The sequence below is a fragment of the Myxococcales bacterium genome (assembly GCA_016716835.1).
Taxonomy (GTDB): Bacteria; Myxococcota_A; Polyangia; order Haliangiales; family Haliangiaceae; genus JADJUW01.
In genome coordinates this window covers 3,159,063-3,175,794 of record JADJUW010000001.1, presented here as the reverse complement: position 1 = coordinate 3,175,794, position 16,732 = coordinate 3,159,063, and the positions used below count along the sequence as shown (strand labels likewise).

The 16,732-nt window shown below is 64.7% G+C and carries 18 protein-coding genes, 1 tRNA gene and 1 pseudogene; 8 read left to right on the top strand and 12 right to left on the bottom strand.

Annotated features, from left to right (window positions below):
• Positions 1-17: 17 nt before the first annotated feature.
• Both IPL79_14185 and IPL79_14180 read right to left on the bottom strand, forming a co-directional pair.
• Positions 18-332, bottom strand: a complete 315-nt coding sequence (locus IPL79_14185; GenBank protein MBK9072133.1) for a hypothetical protein — start codon at positions 330-332, stop codon at positions 18-20.
• A 69-nt stretch (positions 333-401) separates the two neighbouring features.
• Positions 402-474 (bottom strand) — tRNA-Ala (locus tag IPL79_14180).
• A gap of 197 nt (positions 475-671) precedes the next feature.
• Between IPL79_14180 and mtgA the strand changes: the two genes are divergently transcribed.
• Positions 672-1,415, top strand: a complete 744-nt coding sequence (gene mtgA / locus IPL79_14175) for a monofunctional biosynthetic peptidoglycan transglycosylase (protein ID MBK9072132.1) — start codon at positions 672-674, stop codon at positions 1,413-1,415.
• Positions 1,416-1,426: 11 nt separating this feature from the next.
• Here the strand turns inward: mtgA and IPL79_14170 are convergent, their stop codons facing one another.
• Together IPL79_14170 and IPL79_14165 are read right to left on the bottom strand one after the other, a co-directional pair.
• Positions 1,427-2,173 (bottom strand): hypothetical protein, encoded by a 747-nt coding sequence (locus tag IPL79_14170; protein ID MBK9072131.1) that lies wholly within the window; start codon positions 2,171-2,173, stop codon positions 1,427-1,429.
• 104 nt (positions 2,174-2,277) lie between these two features.
• Complete coding sequence (locus tag IPL79_14165) at positions 2,278-2,913, bottom strand: hypothetical protein (GenBank protein MBK9072130.1); 636 nt, start codon at positions 2,911-2,913, stop codon at positions 2,278-2,280.
• A gap of 134 nt (positions 2,914-3,047) precedes the next feature.
• Between IPL79_14165 and IPL79_14160 the strand changes: the two genes are divergently transcribed.
• Positions 3,048-3,671: a thymidine kinase gene (locus tag IPL79_14160; GenBank protein MBK9072129.1), complete on the top strand. Its 624-nt coding sequence runs from the start codon at positions 3,048-3,050 to the stop codon at positions 3,669-3,671.
• Positions 3,672-3,707: 36 nt separating this feature from the next.
• Here the strand turns inward: IPL79_14160 and IPL79_14155 are convergent, their stop codons facing one another.
• From IPL79_14155 to IPL79_14140, 4 genes are all read right to left on the bottom strand, one after another.
• Complete coding sequence (locus IPL79_14155; GenBank protein ID MBK9072128.1) at positions 3,708-4,334, bottom strand: C-type lectin domain-containing protein; 627 nt, start codon at positions 4,332-4,334, stop codon at positions 3,708-3,710.
• A gap of 32 nt (positions 4,335-4,366) precedes the next feature.
• Entirely contained in the window at positions 4,367-5,290 is a 924-nt protein-coding gene (locus IPL79_14150) for a neutral zinc metallopeptidase (GenBank protein ID MBK9072127.1), read from the bottom strand.
• Positions 5,291-5,361: 71 nt separating this feature from the next.
• Entirely contained in the window at positions 5,362-5,781 is a 420-nt protein-coding gene (locus tag IPL79_14145; GenBank protein MBK9072126.1) for a hypothetical protein, read from the bottom strand.
• Positions 5,778-6,572 carry a Stp1/IreP family PP2C-type Ser/Thr phosphatase gene (locus IPL79_14140; GenBank protein MBK9072125.1) on the bottom strand — a complete coding sequence of 265 codons (795 nt, stop codon included), beginning with the start codon at positions 6,570-6,572 and terminating at the stop codon, positions 5,778-5,780. The genes IPL79_14145 and IPL79_14140 overlap by 4 nt, the downstream gene beginning before the upstream one ends.
• Positions 6,573-6,803: 231 nt before the next feature.
• On the opposite strand from IPL79_14140, the gene IPL79_14135 reads away from it, so the two are divergent.
• The 6 genes from IPL79_14135 (at position 6,804) to IPL79_14110 (ending at position 13,348) form a co-directional block, all read left to right on the top strand.
• Positions 6,804-8,459, top strand: coding sequence for a DnaJ domain-containing protein (locus tag IPL79_14135; protein MBK9072124.1), 1,656 nt, complete (start codon positions 6,804-6,806; stop codon positions 8,457-8,459).
• Positions 8,460-8,462: 3 nt separating this feature from the next.
• Positions 8,463-9,224: a TlyA family RNA methyltransferase gene (locus IPL79_14130; GenBank protein ID MBK9072123.1), complete on the top strand. Its 762-nt coding sequence runs from the start codon at positions 8,463-8,465 to the stop codon at positions 9,222-9,224.
• Between the two features lie 86 nt (positions 9,225-9,310).
• The gene (locus tag IPL79_14125) at positions 9,311-10,801 is read left to right on the top strand and encodes an alkaline phosphatase D family protein (GenBank protein MBK9072122.1); all 1,491 of its coding nucleotides are present in this window, start codon (positions 9,311-9,313) and stop codon (positions 10,799-10,801) included.
• Positions 10,802-10,807: 6 nt separating this feature from the next.
• Complete coding sequence (locus IPL79_14120) at positions 10,808-11,692, top strand: GNAT family N-acetyltransferase (GenBank protein ID MBK9072121.1); 885 nt, start codon at positions 10,808-10,810, stop codon at positions 11,690-11,692.
• Between the two features lie 10 nt (positions 11,693-11,702).
• On the top strand, positions 11,703-12,689 hold the full coding sequence (locus IPL79_14115; GenBank protein ID MBK9072120.1) for an NDP-sugar synthase: 987 nt from the start codon (positions 11,703-11,705) through the stop codon (positions 12,687-12,689).
• A complete protein-coding gene (locus tag IPL79_14110) occupies positions 12,686-13,348 on the top strand; it encodes a hypothetical protein (GenBank protein ID MBK9072119.1) in 663 nt (220 codons plus the stop codon). Before IPL79_14115 ends, IPL79_14110 begins: the two co-directional genes overlap by 4 nt.
• On the opposite strand, the pseudogene IPL79_14105 reads toward IPL79_14110, so the two are convergent.
• From IPL79_14105 to tsaD, 4 genes and pseudogenes are all read right to left on the bottom strand, one after another.
• A pseudogene (locus IPL79_14105) lies at positions 13,334-13,890 on the bottom strand (RNA polymerase sigma factor). The gene IPL79_14110 and the pseudogene IPL79_14105 sit on opposite strands and share 15 nt — an antisense overlap.
• Positions 13,891-13,910: 20 nt before the next feature.
• On the bottom strand, positions 13,911-14,759 hold the full coding sequence (gene mutM / locus IPL79_14100) for a bifunctional DNA-formamidopyrimidine glycosylase/DNA-(apurinic or apyrimidinic site) lyase (GenBank protein ID MBK9072118.1): 849 nt from the start codon (positions 14,757-14,759) through the stop codon (positions 13,911-13,913).
• 6 nt (positions 14,760-14,765) lie between these two features.
• A complete protein-coding gene (gene rsmA / locus IPL79_14095) occupies positions 14,766-15,623 on the bottom strand; it encodes a ribosomal RNA small subunit methyltransferase A (protein ID MBK9072117.1) in 858 nt (285 codons plus the stop codon).
• Positions 15,620-16,699 (bottom strand): tRNA (adenosine(37)-N6)-threonylcarbamoyltransferase complex transferase subunit TsaD, encoded by a 1,080-nt coding sequence (gene tsaD, locus IPL79_14090; GenBank protein ID MBK9072116.1) that lies wholly within the window; start codon positions 16,697-16,699, stop codon positions 15,620-15,622. Before tsaD ends, rsmA begins: the two co-directional genes overlap by 4 nt.
• Between the last annotated feature and the right edge of the window lie 33 nt (positions 16,700-16,732).

Here is a 16,732-nt window from a genome sequence, read left to right as displayed (position 1 = left end):
TGTCAACACCTCGGCGCTCACGGCCGCTCCGGCATGACGTTAGGCACGACAAATTGCCCGGCGCGCACCACCGCGGCGCCGCCGACCGCGACCGCGACCGGCAAGACGTCTTCGGCGACGGTGTCGCCGCCACTTGTGTTCGCGGCCTCGCCTCCCGCGTGGGGCGCGGCGCCGTAGATCATGGGGGCGATGCCCTCGGTGTTCACCGCGGCGAGTACCGCCATGTGGGCCAGCACGTCGGTTAGTTCGCCGGCGAGCTCGTGTTGCTCCGCGGCGTCTAAGTGCAACCGCGCGAGCTTGGCAATCGCTGATAATTCCGTGGCACCGAGCACCACGACGTTTTAGCGCCAGGCGCCCCGCCGCGGAAGCGACGTGGCCGCCAAACCCAACCCTAATGCTTGTGGAGTTAAGGGGTCTCGAACCCCTGACCTCTAGAGTGCGATTCTAGCGCTCTACCAACTGAGCTATAACCCCAAGCGATCGGCGGTTTCGTACCCCGATGGTCCAATGCTGTCAATAGCGCGGGCCGCGCAGATCTGGTAGGCATCTGGTTTCGGGCGACGCGCATGGGCAAGGCAAAGCAACACGTATCGGCCTCCCGAAAGGCAGCGGCGGTGCGTGGGGCGTCGCCTCGGTCTTGGTCGCGCGTGCTGGGCCGATGGCTTGCGCGGATGGCCGAACTCCTCACGCTCGTCGGCGCCATAGTCACCCTCGGTTTTTGGTGGTCGGTGCCCAGCGTCACACGGCTCGCCGCGCACAATCCTCCCACAAGCGCTTTTATCGAGATGCGAAAACAGGCGGCGGCCGCGAGCAAAAAGCCATGGCGACTGCAATGGACCTGGCGTCGCCTCGATGAGATTTCGCCGTTCATGCGCCACGCCGTGGTGCTCGCCGAGGATGATACGTTCTGGCGGCACGACGGCTTTGACATGGATGCGCTCGAGGCCGCGGCCGAGTCGGCGCTTGAAGCTGGCGTGGAGGCCACCCAGCGCGGGGGCTCGACCATCACACAGCAGCTCGCAAAAAACCTCTACCTCTCGCCGGACCGCACCTATATTCGCAAGGCGCGCGAATTATTGATCGCGATGCGGCTCGAGCGCGATCTGTCCAAGGAACGCATCCTGGAGCTTTATCTCAACCTCGCAGAGTGGGGCGACGGCATCTTTGGCATCGAGGCGGCCAGCCGGCGCTACTACAAGCGATCCGCGCGCGAGCTGTCGCCCGCGCAAGCGGCGCGCCTCGCCGTCGCCCTGCCCAATCCTTTTCGCCGCAATCCCAGCGTGCGCGCCGCGTGGCTGGGTCGACGCGCCGCGCGCTTAGTGCGTAGCATGCATGCGCAGCGTTATATCAGCAGTGCGCAGCGCGACCTGGCGCTGGCTGAGCTTGGCGTTGGCCTGACGGCGCCTGCGCCCTAGCGCGCTTGGCCTTACGGCGTCGGCGGCGGCGGCGTGCTGATGATAACGTTGAGCGAGAACGTGCCGCCGGTGTTGATGTAATAGGCATCGACATAGAGATAGAACGTGGACGTCGCGTCGGCGATCCACACCATCACCTCTTGATCGTCGGTGAACCCCGAGTCCGCAGCGTTCGCGCAGATGTCGGCCGAGCCGCAGCCATTGTTTAGGGACAGCGCCATGTCGACGCCACTGCCGCCGGTAGGCGCCGCCAGCACCGTCAAGATGTCGCCTACGGCGAGGTCGAAGCGATACACGCGGTCGAGCCCCGCGTACGAACCAAAACCGCAACTATTGTATTCGTCGCTGTTAAAGCCAAGCGTCGTGGCCTGCGCCGCATAGCCGCCGGCGAGCTTGGCCTGCGCCGTAATATCGAAGGCCGTGGCGCAGACGTCGCCGGGCGGCGGCGGCGGTGCATCGACGGGCGCGTCAACCGGGCCATCAGTGCCGCCATCAACAGGTCCGTCAGTCGATGCGTCTGCACCCGCATCGCTCGATCCACTATCAGGTAGCGCATCAATGGGGGCATCGAGCGAGGGCGCATCAGGCACCACGGGCGCGTCCTCGGGTGGCGCGTCGGTAGGTGGGTTTGGCGGTGGCGGTGCATCCGGCGCCGCAATGACTTCGAATTTTGCTTCGGCACAGTGGCACAAGCCCAGCGCGAGGACCGCCAACGCCATCCGCCCGACCCACCCGCTTGGCCCCGTATGCTTGCTCATTATGGGTCGGACATAACCCTGGCCGCGGCTGCTGCGCAAGCACAAACCGCGCTTACGTGGCCGCGAGCCGGTGCATGGCTCATGTCCCATCAGGCTCAGCGCGACTACGGGTGCGTGATGATAACGGTAAGGGCATAGGGGCCGCTCACGCCTGAGTCCCAGCTATCCGCGACGACGTAAAACGTGCCTGCCGCGGTGAAGGTGTGCTGCACCAGCTCCGTGATGCCGGATAGGCCGCCGTCAGTACCGGCAAGGCAGGACACCTCCCCGCAAGCCGCCACTAACTGAACGCTAGCGTCCCATGAGGTTGTGGGGTCCATTGTGATCGACACGACATCCCCTGCAATCACGGTGATCGCGTACACATCATCGGGGCCATCGGTTCCATAGCCAGTGCACGTAGATGGCGTCAGCACGTTATCGACGCCGCCCGTGGTAGTGCCGTTGATCGTGGTGCCACCCGCTTGCGAAGCGGCGGCCGTAATATTTTGTGCGGTGGCGCACGCATCGCCGGGCCCCGCATCCGGAGCCGCGTCTGGGCTGCCATCGGGTGAGCTATCAGGGGAGCTATCGGGTGTTGCGTCGGCTGGCCCATCCTCCCCAGGGCTGTCGGGCGCGGCATCAACCGGGGGAGGGCCATCTGGCTGCGGCCCAAGGGTGGTATCTGCGGTGGCGCAGGCGTGGAGCGCCATCGACAGCACCATTAGCGCGCCGCGCCATCCGCCTCGTGAATTTGCCATGTTCTTTTTTAGGCAGTTTGCGGCCCAGGCACAAGCGAAATGATCGCGCGATCCGGCCCCAATTCGCTAATTGAGGCGACGTCATGGCCCGGCGTCTGATGGTGCTATCAGCCCAACCGGGTAAGCTACGCCCCGTGGCGAAACTCTATTTTCGATACGGCACCATGGACAGCGCCAAGACGCTCAACCTCTTGGCCGTCGCGCACAATTATCGCAGCCAGGGCAAGCGCGTCGTGCTGGTTAAGCCGCGCCTCGACGACCGCTTCGGCGCCGATCTGATCGCGTCGCGCGCGGGCCTCGAGGCGCGGGCCGATATCATGATCGATGCGGACACCGTGCTGTCGCCCGATCAGTTTGCCGGTGTCGATTGCATCTTGGTCGACGAGGCGCAGTTCTTAAGCCCCGCGATCATCGACGCGTTTCGCCGCATCACCATCTCGCCCGGCGTGCCCGTGATTTGCTATGGCCTGCGCACCGACTTTCGCACCCGCCTCTTTCCCGGCGCGCAACGCTTGATGGAAGTCGCCGATGCGCTCGAAGAAATCAAGGTGACCTGCGTGCGTTGTCATCGCAAGGCGACCTGCAACCTGCGCCTGGTCGATGGCGTCGCGGCCATCGATGGTCCCCAGGTCTTGCTCGGCGGCAATGAACACTATGTGCCGGTGTGTTGGAGCCACTATGATGAGCTCACGACCGAGGCGCGCGTGCAGCTTTCTTTGCCGCAGAGCGCTGGCACCGATTCACGCGCACCTCGTTGAAGGACATAGTCCTGATTTAGGGAAACAAGTCGTCGCCTAGACCGTCTTGGCATTCGCAGACAAATTTGCGTTTATGTGCCTTAGGCAACCTGCGCCGTACACGCGCATCACGCCGCCGGACCCTTGTGGACCGTCGAGCTCGTCGACCTGCGCGCAAAAATCGTAACTTTCTGGCTCGCCCTGCGCCCAGGGCACCAAGTCCATGTCCGCGATCTCTGCCGTGACCCACTCCCACTGGGCATCCTGATTAACTCTTGTCAGGCCTAGGTGATGCTCGTCGGTGTCGTAGAGGGTGGCGATGGCGTCAAATTCGGCGGGCGTTTCGAGCGTTACCAAGTGCGTCCGCGACACCGCATTTTCATCAGCTTCAAATGCACAGATGGTGCGCGCGTCGGCCCACGTTTCTTTTGAATTTCGCAGTTTATACTTTGATGTGCCCGGCGCGCCCGGCACCGCGAGATAGTCGTTCGGGCAGTCCGCCGGCGCGACCTCCACCGGGCCATCGGGTGGCGCGTCGTCACCACCATCCGGGGGCGGATTGTTGCCGTCATCGGTATACGCCGCCGCGCGCGTATCAAACTGGCACCCAGCCACGGACGCACCGCCAAGCACCGCCAGCACCACGCCTAGGCCGTTACGACGATAGGTGGCCCAAACGCTCATGTGTAAAGGTTCTTTCATATTGCCGGCCCTGTCTACAGCGATTTATAGGCGCCTGAAAACGTGTCACATGCCGACAGCTTGCCGGCCTCCAGGCCGCGGCGAAACCAGCTTATTCGCTGCGCCGACGACCCGTGGGTCCATTGCTCAGGATTTACCCCACCGCCGGCGCGTTTTTGTAGTCGATCGTCGCCAATCTCGAGGGCCGCCTTGATGCCTTCGTCGATATCGCCAGGCTCAAGCACAAAGCCGCCCGTCGATTTCCCGGGCTGCTTGTAATGACCCCACACGCCGGCATAGCAATCGGCTTGCAGCTCTTGTCTAACCGACCATTGGTTGCCTTCTTCTTCGGGTAGCGCGCGCTGTTTTTGCGCGACCAAGTCGTTTATGCCCAAGATCTTCTGCGCATGGTGACCCATCTCATGCGCGATGACATAGGCCTGTGCAAAGTCGCCTGGCGCATCGAGCTTGTCGGCGAGCGTCTTGAAAAATGACATGTCGAGGTAGGCGAATTCATCGCCGGGGCAATAGAACGGCCCGGTGTCGGAGCCGGCGACGCCGCAGCTGGTCTGCACCGCTTCCGCAAACACCTTGAGCTTGGAGAGCCGATAGGGCTTAGCCAACCGCTCTTGGCTGAACTGCGTCGCGAAGACGTCTTGCACGTCGTTCATGACGCGGTTGAGAAATACCTTCATCTCGCGCGTTTGCTCGGTTTCTTCGACCGCCACATCGGTTTGCGCCGGCGCAGACGTTCCGCCGCCGGTGCCGCCACCGCTGCCACCACCGCCGCCGACCAGGCCCATGAGATTGATCCCGGTCACCTGGCTGAGCACCGCCGCAATGATCACGACGATGATGCTGCCGCCGCCAAGCTTCATCGCGCCGCCGCGCGCGGGCCGCGTGCCGCGCACGTCTTGAATATCGTCGCGCCGCCCCTTATCTGATCCTTGCCACCTCATGTGTGCTCCTTGCCGTCCCCAGCTGTAGCGGCTTTAAGAGGCAGGCGCAAGCGACGGCGTCCCACGCCACGCTAGGGCACAGCTGAGGGGCAGCCCTGGGCGGGCAGCTGCGCCAACCGCTCGACACACGTCGCCGTCATGCGGCGCAATTGATGCTGCGCCATCTTGCGCTTTTCGGTGTCGCGCACCGAGCCCTCAACGGTCAGCATGTGCGAAACGCCTTGTTGCAGCGATAGGTCTAAATCACAGGTCGCTTGCAGCTCGGGCTTAGCCTTGGCGCAGCCGCAGAGCGCCGCAACGTAGGCGTCGCAGGCTTCTACCGAGCGCGTGCGCTCGACCTCGGAAAGTGGCGCGATGGCGGCGCCGGTGGGCGTGCCACTTGGCGGTGACGATGGCGATGAGCAGCTCAGCACCAGCAGGCCTGCGGCCAAAAGCCCAGCCAGCGCGAGGTAAGCCGTGTGTGCAGCGCGCGGGCTGCGCACTAGCTTCAAGCGGCCTCCTCGATCCGCGCCAGCACGACTGAAATGTTGTCGTTGCCGCCCTCTTCGTTGGCAGCCTCTATCAGCGTGGTAACCGCGACGTCGAGATCGCGCTCGGCGCGCAAGATGTGCGCGATTTGCGCGTCGCTCAGCATGCCGGTCAGGCCATCGCTGCACAGCAGGTAGATGTCACCGATCATCGGCACCTCGACTAAGATGTCCACTTGCACGCTCTCCTTCATGCCAAGGGCACGGACGATGACGTTTTTTTGCGGCCACGACTCGGCCTCCTCGGCCGTCACGCGCTTCATCTTGACGTAGTCGTTGATGAGCGAGTGATCCTCGGTGATTTGGCGCAGGGCATTGGCGCGCAGCCGGTACACGCGGCTATCGCCGACGTGGCCAATGACCACGGCGTCGTCGAGCACGCTCATCGCGACGCAGGTGGTGCCCATGCCTTTGGATTTGCCTTCCTTTTGCGCGCGCTCCCAGATTTCGAGGTTGGCGAGCATGATCGCCGAGGTCATCCGATTGCTTTCGGCGCGCAGGTCGCGGTCGACCTTGTACGGCCACGTTAGCGTCTGCGTATCGGCGGTGCGACGGTAATAGTTGGTGACGACATCTACCGCCATGCGGCTGGCCACCTCCCCCGAAGCGTGCCCGCCCATGCCGTCGGCGACGATCGCGACGCGCATGCCATCGGGCAACGCCACCGAGTCTTCGTTGTGCTCACGTTTGCGTCCAATGTGGGTGTCCGCCGCAAATCGCAGCCGCTTGCCGTCGAGGGCGAAAGTGGAGCTCATTGCGCCAATTGTACGCAATACTTGGCGATGCAGGGTTTTCCCGCGCCCACTAAAACGCTACGCTTTTAAGCCGGTCGCGACCCGCGACCCTATGCGTGCCATGCCTATCCTTTTGACGGTCTCCCCTGGCATCATGTCGGCCTTGCTGCTCGCGTTTTGCGCGGCGGGGGTTGCGTACGCAATTAGGGTGCGGAAACGTCCCACCAGGCGCCCTCCGCCGGGAGCGCCGCGATGAGCATCGTGCACCAGGGTGATCTGGCTGATAGGCCTTGGGGCGGCCTGCTTTGGCGGCTGGCGAGCAAGGCCTTTAGCGGCGAGATCGCGATTAACGTCGCGGGCAAGGATGTGCGGCTTGCGCTGCATCAAGGCCTGCTCGTCGGCGGCGAGAGCCCGTACGCCGCCGACGGTGCGCTGCGTTTGGCCGCGCAGTCGCAAGTCGTTTCGGCAGCGCAGGTGGCATCGTTGGCCGGCAAGGTCACTGGCACGCGCGCCGAAGCCGACGCGGTCGGGCGGCTTGCCGGCCTGTCAATGCAAGATACCGCGCGCCTGCGCCGGCGCGCCATCGCGCAGGCCGCGGCGCGGACGTTTCAGGTCGAACAAGGCGCGCTGCAGGTGGACGATCGCACCAGCATCGACACCGCCGAGTCGCTCGCCCTTGATATCAGGACCATCATTATGGTCGGCGCGCGACAGCACTTTACGCAGGAACGCGCGCGGGTAGAGGTCGCGCGTTTTGGCGACGTGTTTGTCTTGCCGGTGAGCGACGACACCGCGCTTGGACCCTTTGCGTTGTCGCCAGTCGAACAGCTTGTGGTCGAGGCATTGGCCCGCGAGGCGACCTTCGATCAAATCTGTCGCCGCTGTCCGCAAACCGATCCAACGTTGGTCGGCGCGGTGATGTACGCCCTGCTCTGTGGCGGCTTACTCAACGTTACGCAAGGTGCGCCGACGCATCGCCAGCGCACCGCTTCACTGGGCAACCAAAGCAGCGGCCACTCTGGGGTACGGCCGGTGCCCTCGGCCACGCCATATTCGGGCGTTCACCCGGTGCCGCGCGCGGGCACGCAATCTGGGGTTCATCGCGTGCCGTCAGTGACCGACCAAGGCCGTCTCTATGGCGGTGGCCGGCGCATGCCGAGCCAGAGCGGCGGACCCGATCAGACCAGCAACGCCGCGGCGGCCGAAATCTTGATCAACGAGAAAATGGCGATCGTCGAGCGCGGCGGCGACCACTATGAACTCCTTGGGCTTGACCGCGCCGCGCAAGATGCCGCGATTGCCAAGGCCTACTTCGCGCTGGCGCGGCAGCTGCATCCTGACAAGATCGCCGCGCTTGGCATCGACGATGAAACGCGCGCGGCGGAGAAAGTCTTTGCACAGATCAACCTCGCCTTCGCGGTGCTCTCGGATAAGGCCAAGCGCGTCGAATACCACGAAGTGCTCAAGGCCGGCGGCAGCGCGGCGATGCGGCAAAAGCAAGCCGAGCTGCAAAAAGCCACGGCGGCGATGATTGCCGCCGAAGAGGCCTTCCATCGCGGCGAGCACGCGCTGCGCAGCGAGGATTTTCGCACCGCCTTGCAAGAATTCGAGCGCGCCATCGCGCTCAACGACAAGGAAGGCGAGTACCTCGCTTACAAGGGGTGGTGCATCTGGGTGGCGGCGACGGACCGCGTTGCCGCGCTAGCCAAGGTTCAGCCAATGTTTGAACACGCGCTTAAGCTAGCTCCCAATGGCGCGTCGGTGCCATTTTTCCTCGGCCGGATCGCGCGCATCGAGGGCCGCCTCGACGAAGCCATGACTTATTTTCAGCGCGTCTTGGCGCGCCAACCAAGCCACCAAGAAGCCAAAATCGAGATCCGCGCAATTCGCGCGCGGCGCGGGCGGTAAGGCTTGGCGGCCAAAGGCGGCAAGGTTGCCAAGGCGCGAGCCGACGTGGTCGTGGTGCGGCAAGGCCTGGCGCCGGACATCGCCAAGGCCGCGGCGATGATCATGGCGGGCGAGGTGCTCCATGGCGATCATCGGGTCGACAAGCCCGGGGTGATGCTGCCCATCGATGCCGCGCTGCGCCTCCGCGCCGAGGCGCATGACTATGTATCGCGCGGCGCGCTCAAGCTCGCGCACGCGCTTGACGTTTATAAGCTCGATGTCGCAGGCGCGATTGCGCTCGATGTCGGCGCCTCGACGGGCGGCTTCACCGAGGTGCTGCTTCGTCGTGGGGCAGCCCGCGTCTACGCGATCGACGTGGGGTACGGCCAGCTCGCGTGGTCGCTGCAGCAAGACCCGCGCGTCGTGGTGATGGACAGGCAGCATATTCGCGACGTCGCACCCGCCGCCGTTGCCGGCGCTCAGCTTGCGGTCATCGATGTCTCGTTCATCTCGCTGGGCGCCGTTTTGCCCGCGGTCGCGGGGCTGCTCGCAGACGCCGGCGCTGGGCGCGCGCGCACGATCATCGCGTTGATCAAGCCGCAATTCGAGCTGCCTCGCGAGGCGCTGGTCGGCGGCGTCGCGGTGCGCCAGGAGGATCGCGACACGGCGGTTGCCAGCATTTGTGCGATATGTCGCGCGGCGGGCTGGACAACCAGCGACGTCGTGCCTTCGCCCATCACGGGGCCCGCCGGCAACATTGAATATTTGCTTCATATTGCCCTTTAGGCTGCTTGTGGATAGGCTGCGCCGGCAGCGCCGTCTTGGGACGGTTGGCCGCAAGGAGCCCCATGTCTCGCGCACACGTAGCTAAAATGATTGCGACCGCCACGGCCTTGCTCATGACGCACGCCGGCTGCGACAAAGACGATGCTGGGCCAGTTGGCGTCAATTGCGATCTAGTGCCGCGCGTAACCAAGCGCGGTCCGGCGTCGCCGACGACCGCGGGCCTTGATCCGCAACCGATTGACGGGGCCGCCGCAGCGGCGTTTGATTACACCGCGCTTTCCGAGGATCTGGTCGCTTTTCCACTCGGGGTGCAGGCCGGCGAGACCACGCTTGATGGCTTCCTCGCGTGGACGCATACCGCGCCGGCGGCGATGGCCACCTTGCGCGTTTGGCGCGACGTCGATGGCGAGCCAATGACGGTGCTTGAAACCGAGGCCACCGCTGACGCGAGCGGCGCGATCAAGGTTGACGTCGAAGGCCTCGCCGCTGATACCGTTTATGCCTACGGCTTTTTCACCACGGCGAACAACGACGCCGGCCGCAGCCTCATCGGTCGCGTTAAGACCGCGCCGCCAGCCGGCAGCAAGCAGCAGCTCACGCTCGCCACCACCACGTGCGTCGGCACGTCATCGCCTTCGGAGCTCGCCGAGTTGGTGCCTTTTGTCGCGTTGTCGGAGATGGCGCAGGAGCCGGCAGATCTGCTGCTGCACGTGGGTGACATTGTCTATAACGACGGGGCGCTCACCGCAGAGGACTATGCGGCGAGTTGGGGAGCGCAACTATCGCAGGCCGGCTATCGCGAGCTCTTGGCCTCGACGAGCTGGTTTATGTCATGGGACGACCACGAGGTTACCGACAACTACGATCCAGAAACGATTGACCCGGCGCGCTTTGCGATCGCGCAAGATGCATTTTTTAGCCATGTCGCCCGGCGCCGAGATGAAGCAAGCCGCGTGTGGACATCGCATCAGTGGGGCGACACCGCGACCATCGTCGTGACCGATCTACGTAGCGAGCGCAAGCCTTCGACCCTGGGCACGCCGGCTGCGGAGTTTGTTTCGCCGGCGCAACTCGAATTTATCAAGACCACGCTGGCGAACTCCACGGCGCACTTTAAGATCGTGTTTTCGTCGGTCAACATGACGGCGATGCCGGGCGCGTGGATGACGCCGCTCTCGCTTAACGACCGCTGGAGCGGCTATGCGGCGCAACGCACGGAGCTGCTGCAATTTATCAAGGATAGCGACATCAAGAACGTATGGTTCATCGCCGGTGATATTCACATGGGCTTCGTCGGCCGCATCGATCGCCCGGGCGATGCGGATGATGGCGCCTTCGACAATATGTGGGAGCTCACCGTGGGTCCAGGCGCGTCCGACGTCAATCCGCTGGGCCTGCTCTACGAGGATGGGCTTTCGATCGATACGATCTTGCCGGAGGACCAATTCGTGTTTGGCCACGGGCGTTCGCAAGTGGCGACCAAACTTATCTTGGACCCGGGCACCGACACCATTCGCGCCATCTATACCGACGTCCTTACCGACGAAGTCTTATTTGACTGCGAGCTCCAGCAATAGCCGGCCATGCCGGCGCGCCGCACGACCATCGTACGCGTCGATGCGGACGCCGTGCCGCTTGAGGCGTGCGCCCGGCTAATTGCCGACGCCTATGGCCCATGGGCCGCTTTGGTCGCGCTAGAAAAATTGACCGGCGAGTCGCCGCATGGACCTTCCTCCATTTGGATCGCGCACGGCGCTAGGGGCGAGGTGCACGGCGTCGCCGTCGGGTGCGGTGCGTATCTGCGCGTGCTCGCGGTGGGCGCGGCGTGGCGACGCCAAGGCCTGGGCAGTCGCCTCTTGCAAGCGGTCGAAGCGGGCTGCGGCGCGGCCGCACTGCATGTGCATGCGGAACCTGGCAACTATTTGCTGCCCGGCATCGACGCGAGCGATACCGTTGCGCGGGCGTGGCTTATCCACCGCGGTTACCGCCCCGGCGCGTCGTGCCTAAACATGCGCGTGCCGCTGCAAGGTGCGGGCGCACCCTCGGCGGCGGCGTTGGCACATGCGATCGCCGCGATCGCGCGTCATGGCGTTACCATCTCGTCAGCCGATGCCGCGCAGCGAGCGGCCGCGCTGCCGATCATTCGAGGCGAATTTTCCCACGCCTGGGCCCATGAATGCGCGCGCGCAAAGGCGCTCTGGCTGGCGAGGACGACGGCTGGCGACATCGTTGGGTTCGCCGCGACCGGCGGCAACAATGCCGCGCTGAACTGGTTTGGCCCCACCGGCACCCTGCCCGCTCATCGTGGCCGTGGCATTGCTACCGCGCTGCTGCTCGCGGCCGTGCGCAAGCTGGCGGCGATGCAGGCCTACACCGTGATCCCGTGGACCAATGCCGATCGTTTTTACATCCACGCTTGTGGCGCGCAGGTGGAGCGGCGCTTTGTGGCGATGTCAAAAACCATGTAGGATGCCGCCCATGAAGGCCATGTTGCTCTGCGCGGGATATGGCACGCGCCTGGGGGCGCTTTCCGATGATTGCCCCAAGCCGATGCTCCCGGTGTGCGATATCCCCATCGTTCGCTATGGCATCGCCAATCTCGTCGCGCACGGCATCACCGACATCGTTATCAACCTCCACCATCGCGGCGACGTGTTTCAGCGCGAGCTTGGCGATGGCCGCGCCTTCGGCGCCAACCTCAGCTATAGCCAGGAAGAGACCATTCTCGGCACGGGCGGTGGCCTCAAGCACGCCTTGTCGCTGCTTGATCCGCAGGGCACCGACGAGCCGTTTATTTCATGCAATGGCAAGCTAATTTTCGATTTTGACGTGGCCGCGTTGCGCGCGCAGTTTGCGATCGCCGAGCGCGCCCACGGCAGCCTCGGCATGATGGTCGTGCAGCCCGTCGACGATGCCGCGGCTTGGGGCGCCGTGCAGGTCGATACGGCGGGCGATGTACCGCGGGTCGAGGATATTCTCGGGGCGGGTCGGCATATGTTTTGCGGCGTCCACATCACGCGGCCATCGGTGGTCGCGCGGCTACCCGATGGCGAGGCGTGCATGGTGCGGCAAGGCTATTTGCCATGGTTGCGCGGCGGCGCGCACGTTGGGGCCTACGTACATCGCGACGGCTACTTCGCCGAGCACTCAACACCGCAGCGCTATCTCGCCAGCAATTGGGCAATGCTCGACCGCGTCGTGCTGCGCCATCCGCCCGCGACGCTCACAGGCGTCGACCCTCGCGCCGAAATTGCCGCCGACGTGGTCATTCGCGAACCCGTGCGCATCGCGGCGGGTGCGCGCATCGGCGAAGGCGCGGTGGTTGGGCCGTACGTGGTCGTTGGCGCCGGCGCGCGTGTGGCGCCGCATGTGACGCTGCGCCACGCGGTGGTGTGGCGCGGCGCGGCCTGCGTCCGCGACGCCGAGAACGCCATCATCAATCAGCACGGCGTCGTGCAAGCGTGATTACGCTGGGCATTGATGAGGCTGGCCGCGGGCCGGCGATCGGTGAGATGGTCGTTGCCGCGGTCGCCGTCACCGAGGCGCAGGCACTGCGGCTGCGCGCCCTCGGCGTTGCCGATAGCAAGTCGTTCGGTGCTGGCGCGCGCGCCAAGTCGCGGCGGGCCGAGCTAGCCGCGGCCATTGGCGACATTGCCGACTTTGCGCAGCTTGAGGTCGCGACCGTGGAGGTCATCGATGAGCGCGTCACGCGCGGCGAGCTCAACGTGCTCGAGCGCGAGCTTGCGACGGCCTTGATCGTACGCGCCGAGCAGCGCAGTGGACCGTGTGCCCGCATCGTCGCCGACGGGACAGCGGTGTTTGGACCGCTTAGCTCACGGCATCCCGCGCTTGAGGCCCATAATGGCGGCGAGGACGTGCACATCGCCGTGGCGGCGGCCTCGGTGATCGCCAAGGCCAAGCGGGACGCGCTTTATGCCGAGATCTGCGCGCGCTATGCCGACGACTTCGGAGAGATCCGCGGAGGCGGCTATCTGAACGACGCCACGCGCGCGTTTCTCGTCGCCTATGCCAAGCTGCATGGCCGCCTGCTGCCGGAGGCGCGAAGGTCATGGCCGTATCCGTTTCTCGCGACCTACGTAACGCACGAGCTACGCATCGACTAAGAATTCGGCCAGCCCACCGCGCAGTTTTTCGAGCGCGTAGCGCATGCGGTTTTCGCGGTGTTCTCGGAGCTGCCGGTAATGTCGGCGATTTCCTTGAACGACAAATCTTGCAGCTCGCGCATAACAAAGACCTCGCGCTGATCTTGCGGCAACTGCGCCAAGAGGCGCTGCAAGGCGGCGCTAAATTCGGCATCGCCCAGCAGCGCGTCTTGCCCGCCACCAGGCGCCGCCTGCCGATCGAGCAGCGTGCTTGCGTCATCGCCTCCCATGGGTGCGTCGAGCGAGGCATGGTTGCGATGCTTGCCGCGCCGCGCGAAGTCAACGCACAGGTTGCGCGCGATGGTATAGAGCCACGTCGAGAATTTGGCTTGCTGTTGATAGCTTTGGTTCATGCGAATGACGCGCATGAAGGTGTCTTGCAGTACGTCCTCCGCGGCCGCCTGCGAACCGACGCTGCGATAAATGAATTGAAACAGGGGGCGCTTATAGCGCTCGAGCAACTGGTCAAAGGCGCGAACCTCACCCGCCTGATAGCGCAGCATGAGCTCTTCGTCGGTCGGGCTCAAAGCGTCGTTACCTTACCCCGGCGTGGTGCGGGCTGACAACGGGGGCAGCAGTACGTGTTGCGGCCCGCAACCACAAATGACTTGATCGCGACGCCGCAGCGAAGGCACGGCTTGCCGGCCCGGCCATAGACCTGCAGATAGCCCGCATTGCCCCCTGCCTCGCCGGTGCCGCTCACAAAGTCGCGCAGGCTCGTGCCATGGTTCTCGATCGCGTCGCGCATCACCTGCACCACCCCATGCGCGACCTCATCGTAGGCATGTGCCGAGAGGCGGTTTGCCGCGCGTAGGGGATGCACCTTGGCTAGCCACAGCGCTTCGGACGCGTAAATGTTGCCGACACCGGCGAGCGCGGCTTGATCAAGCAGTAGCGATTTGATTGGCGTGCGGCGCGCGCGCGCGAGCGCGGCGAGTTGCGCGCCCGCGAGGCCTTCGGCAATCGGATCAACGCCAAGCGGTGCGAGCGATGGGTGCGCCGCCAACGCGGGCGTCATCACGACCTCAAATTGGCCAAAGCGCCGCGGATCGACGAATCGCAGCTCGTGACCGCACCCGTCGGCCAGCACGGCATGGGTGTGCTTGGGGCGTGGCACGCTGGCGGCGCTCCACAACAGTCGCCCACTCATGCCGAGATGCGCGATAATCGCGCGGGCACCAAATTGCAGCACGAGATATTTGCCGCGCCGATCAATGGCACGCAAGGCAGCGCCGATGAGCGGCGTCAGCTCCGCGCGGCGGACCGCTTTACCGCGCAACGCTTGGCCGGATGCGAAGACGGCATCAACGCGCATGCCAAGCGCCGGCGCCAACGTTCGCCGCACCGTTTCGACTTCGGGCAACTCGGGCATAGATTGCTAATTGGTCCGCTTTAGATCCGGCAACGCTGCCGCCAGTTGGCCAAATTCGGCGAGGTTCAGGGTCTCGGCGCGCCGGCCTCCATCGAGGCCGGTCTGGCTAAGCGCGGCCGCGACGTCGTCGCCCGAAAACGCGGACTGCAGCGAGTTGCGCAGCGTCTTGCGCCGTTGCGCAAAGGCGGCATGCACCACCATATGATAGTGGGTTTCATCGACGTCAAAGCGGCCACGGCCTTCCGGCAACGGCGTTAGCTGCACCACCGCTGACTCAACTTTAGGCGGCGGCACAAACGAGCCCGCGGCGACCTTGGCCACCATTTTTACGTCGGCGTAGGTCTGCAGCATGACGCTCATCGCGCCATACGCGCGCGTGTCGGGCACGGCGACGATGCGGTCAGCCATCTCGCGCTGCACCATAACGACCAAGCGACTGACATGCGCGCGCGCCTCCATGATGCGGAAGATGAGCGGCGCGGCGATGTGATATGGCAAATTGCCGCAGACCGCGATGGGACCCGCCGCCCACTTTGCGGCCATTTCATAGTTGTAGGCGAGCGCGTCGCACGGCTCGATGTGGACCACGTCGTGTTGCCCAAGCTCGCCTCGTAACACGCTGATCATGTCGGGATCGCGTTCGAGCGCGATGACCTTACCCTCATAGGCGCGTTGGGCTAGGCGCGCGGTGAGCGTGCCAATGCCGGCGCCAACCTCGACCACCCAGTCCATTTCTGACTGCACGGTGGCGTCGACGATGGCGCGAAACACGCGATCAGAGGTCAAGAAATTCTGGCTAAACGACTTCTTGGCACGCAGCCCGTATTTGGCCAGCAGCTCGTGCGCAGTGGGAAACATGGTCATGCGCCCCTCACCCATTGTGGCGTCGCATGCGGTAGCGGCCAATTGGCGCGCGAATCGAGCGTGAGCTCATCGCGACCACCAGCGGCAAATCGAAAATAGCCGCGCATGGCAATCATCGCGGCATTGTCGGTGCAGTGGCTAGGTTTGGGCACGAAGAGCTCAAAGCCGTCGGCCAGCCCTGCCTGCGCCATGCCCGCACGCAGCGCGCTGTTGGCCGCGACGCCGCCACATAGCTGCACCGCCGCAACCCCGGTCGCCTCGACGGCGGCGCGCGTCTTGCGCACTAGGACTTCCACGATGGCGTGCTGATAGCTCGCGCAAACGTCCTGCATGCTTTGCGTTTGCGCAACGGCGGTGGTCGCCGTGCTCGCGGGTGAGCCCGGCACGCCGTTGGCGCGCACCCAGTGCAGCAGCGCGGTCTTCAGGCCGCTAAACGAAAAATCTAGATTGCTCTCTTTGTGCAGCATCGCGCGCGGAAATGAAATCGCCTGCGGATCGCCACCGTTGGCTAGTTGGTCGATCAGCACCCCGCCGGGATAGCCAAGCCCAAGCAACTTGGCGCCCTTATCAAAGGCCTCGCCCGCGGCGTCATCGCGCGTTTGCCCGAGCACGCCGTAGCTGCCGTGGTCGGTAACTAGCACCAGCGAGGTGTGCCCGCCCGACACAATGAGCGCCAGATGCGGCATCGGCGGCGCGCGTTCTTCAAGATAGATGGCGCTCATGTGACCTTCGAGGTGATGCACGCCGACCAGCGGCTTGCCTGCGCCATACGCCATCGCCTTGGCCGTCTGCACGGCGACCAGCAAGGCGCCGATGAGGCCCGGCCCACAGGTCACGGCGATTGCGTCAAGGTCGGCGAGCGTCACGCCCGCTGCCGTGAGCGCCGCGTCCACGACTGGAATCACATGCTCAATATGTGCGCGCGACGCCAGCTCGGGCACGACGCCTCCAAACGGCCGGTGCACGTCGTGCTGGCTCGCGACGACGTCGGCGAGCACGTGCCCGCGCGCGCCACGGCCCCGCACCACCGCGGCGGCGGTTTCGTCGCACGAGCTCTCCAGCCCCAGGATCAACATGCGCCCGTGGTGTAGCGCCGAAGCAACTTTGAC

Coding starts and splice junctions, on each gene's coding strand:
- mutM (MBK9072118.1), bottom strand. CDS start 14,759: ATGCCCGAGTTGCCCGAAGTCGAAACGGTGCGGCGAACGTTGGCGCCG.
- IPL79_14120 (MBK9072121.1), top strand. CDS start 10,808: ATGCCGGCGCGCCGCACGACCATCGTACGCGTCGATGCGGACGCCGTG.
- mtgA (MBK9072132.1), top strand. CDS start 672: ATGGCCGAACTCCTCACGCTCGTCGGCGCCATAGTCACCCTCGGTTTT.
- IPL79_14165 (MBK9072130.1), bottom strand. CDS start 2,913: ATGGCAAATTCACGAGGCGGATGGCGCGGCGCGCTAATGGTGCTGTCG.
- IPL79_14125 (MBK9072122.1), top strand. CDS start 9,311: ATGATTGCGACCGCCACGGCCTTGCTCATGACGCACGCCGGCTGCGAC.
- IPL79_14155 (MBK9072128.1), bottom strand. CDS start 4,334: ATGAGCGTTTGGGCCACCTATCGTCGTAACGGCCTAGGCGTGGTGCTG.
- IPL79_14150 (MBK9072127.1), bottom strand. CDS start 5,290: ATGAGGTGGCAAGGATCAGATAAGGGGCGGCGCGACGATATTCAAGAC.
- IPL79_14115 (MBK9072120.1), top strand. CDS start 11,703: ATGAAGGCCATGTTGCTCTGCGCGGGATATGGCACGCGCCTGGGGGCG.
- IPL79_14135 (MBK9072124.1), top strand. CDS start 6,804: ATGAGCATCGTGCACCAGGGTGATCTGGCTGATAGGCCTTGGGGCGGC.
- rsmA (MBK9072117.1), bottom strand. CDS start 15,623: ATGACCATGTTTCCCACTGCGCACGAGCTGCTGGCCAAATACGGGCTG.
- tsaD (MBK9072116.1), bottom strand. CDS start 16,699: ATGTTGATCCTGGGGCTGGAGAGCTCGTGCGACGAAACCGCCGCCGCG.
- IPL79_14140 (MBK9072125.1), bottom strand. CDS start 6,572: ATGAGCTCCACTTTCGCCCTCGACGGCAAGCGGCTGCGATTTGCGGCG.
- IPL79_14170 (MBK9072131.1), bottom strand. CDS start 2,173: ATGAGCAAGCATACGGGGCCAAGCGGGTGGGTCGGGCGGATGGCGTTG.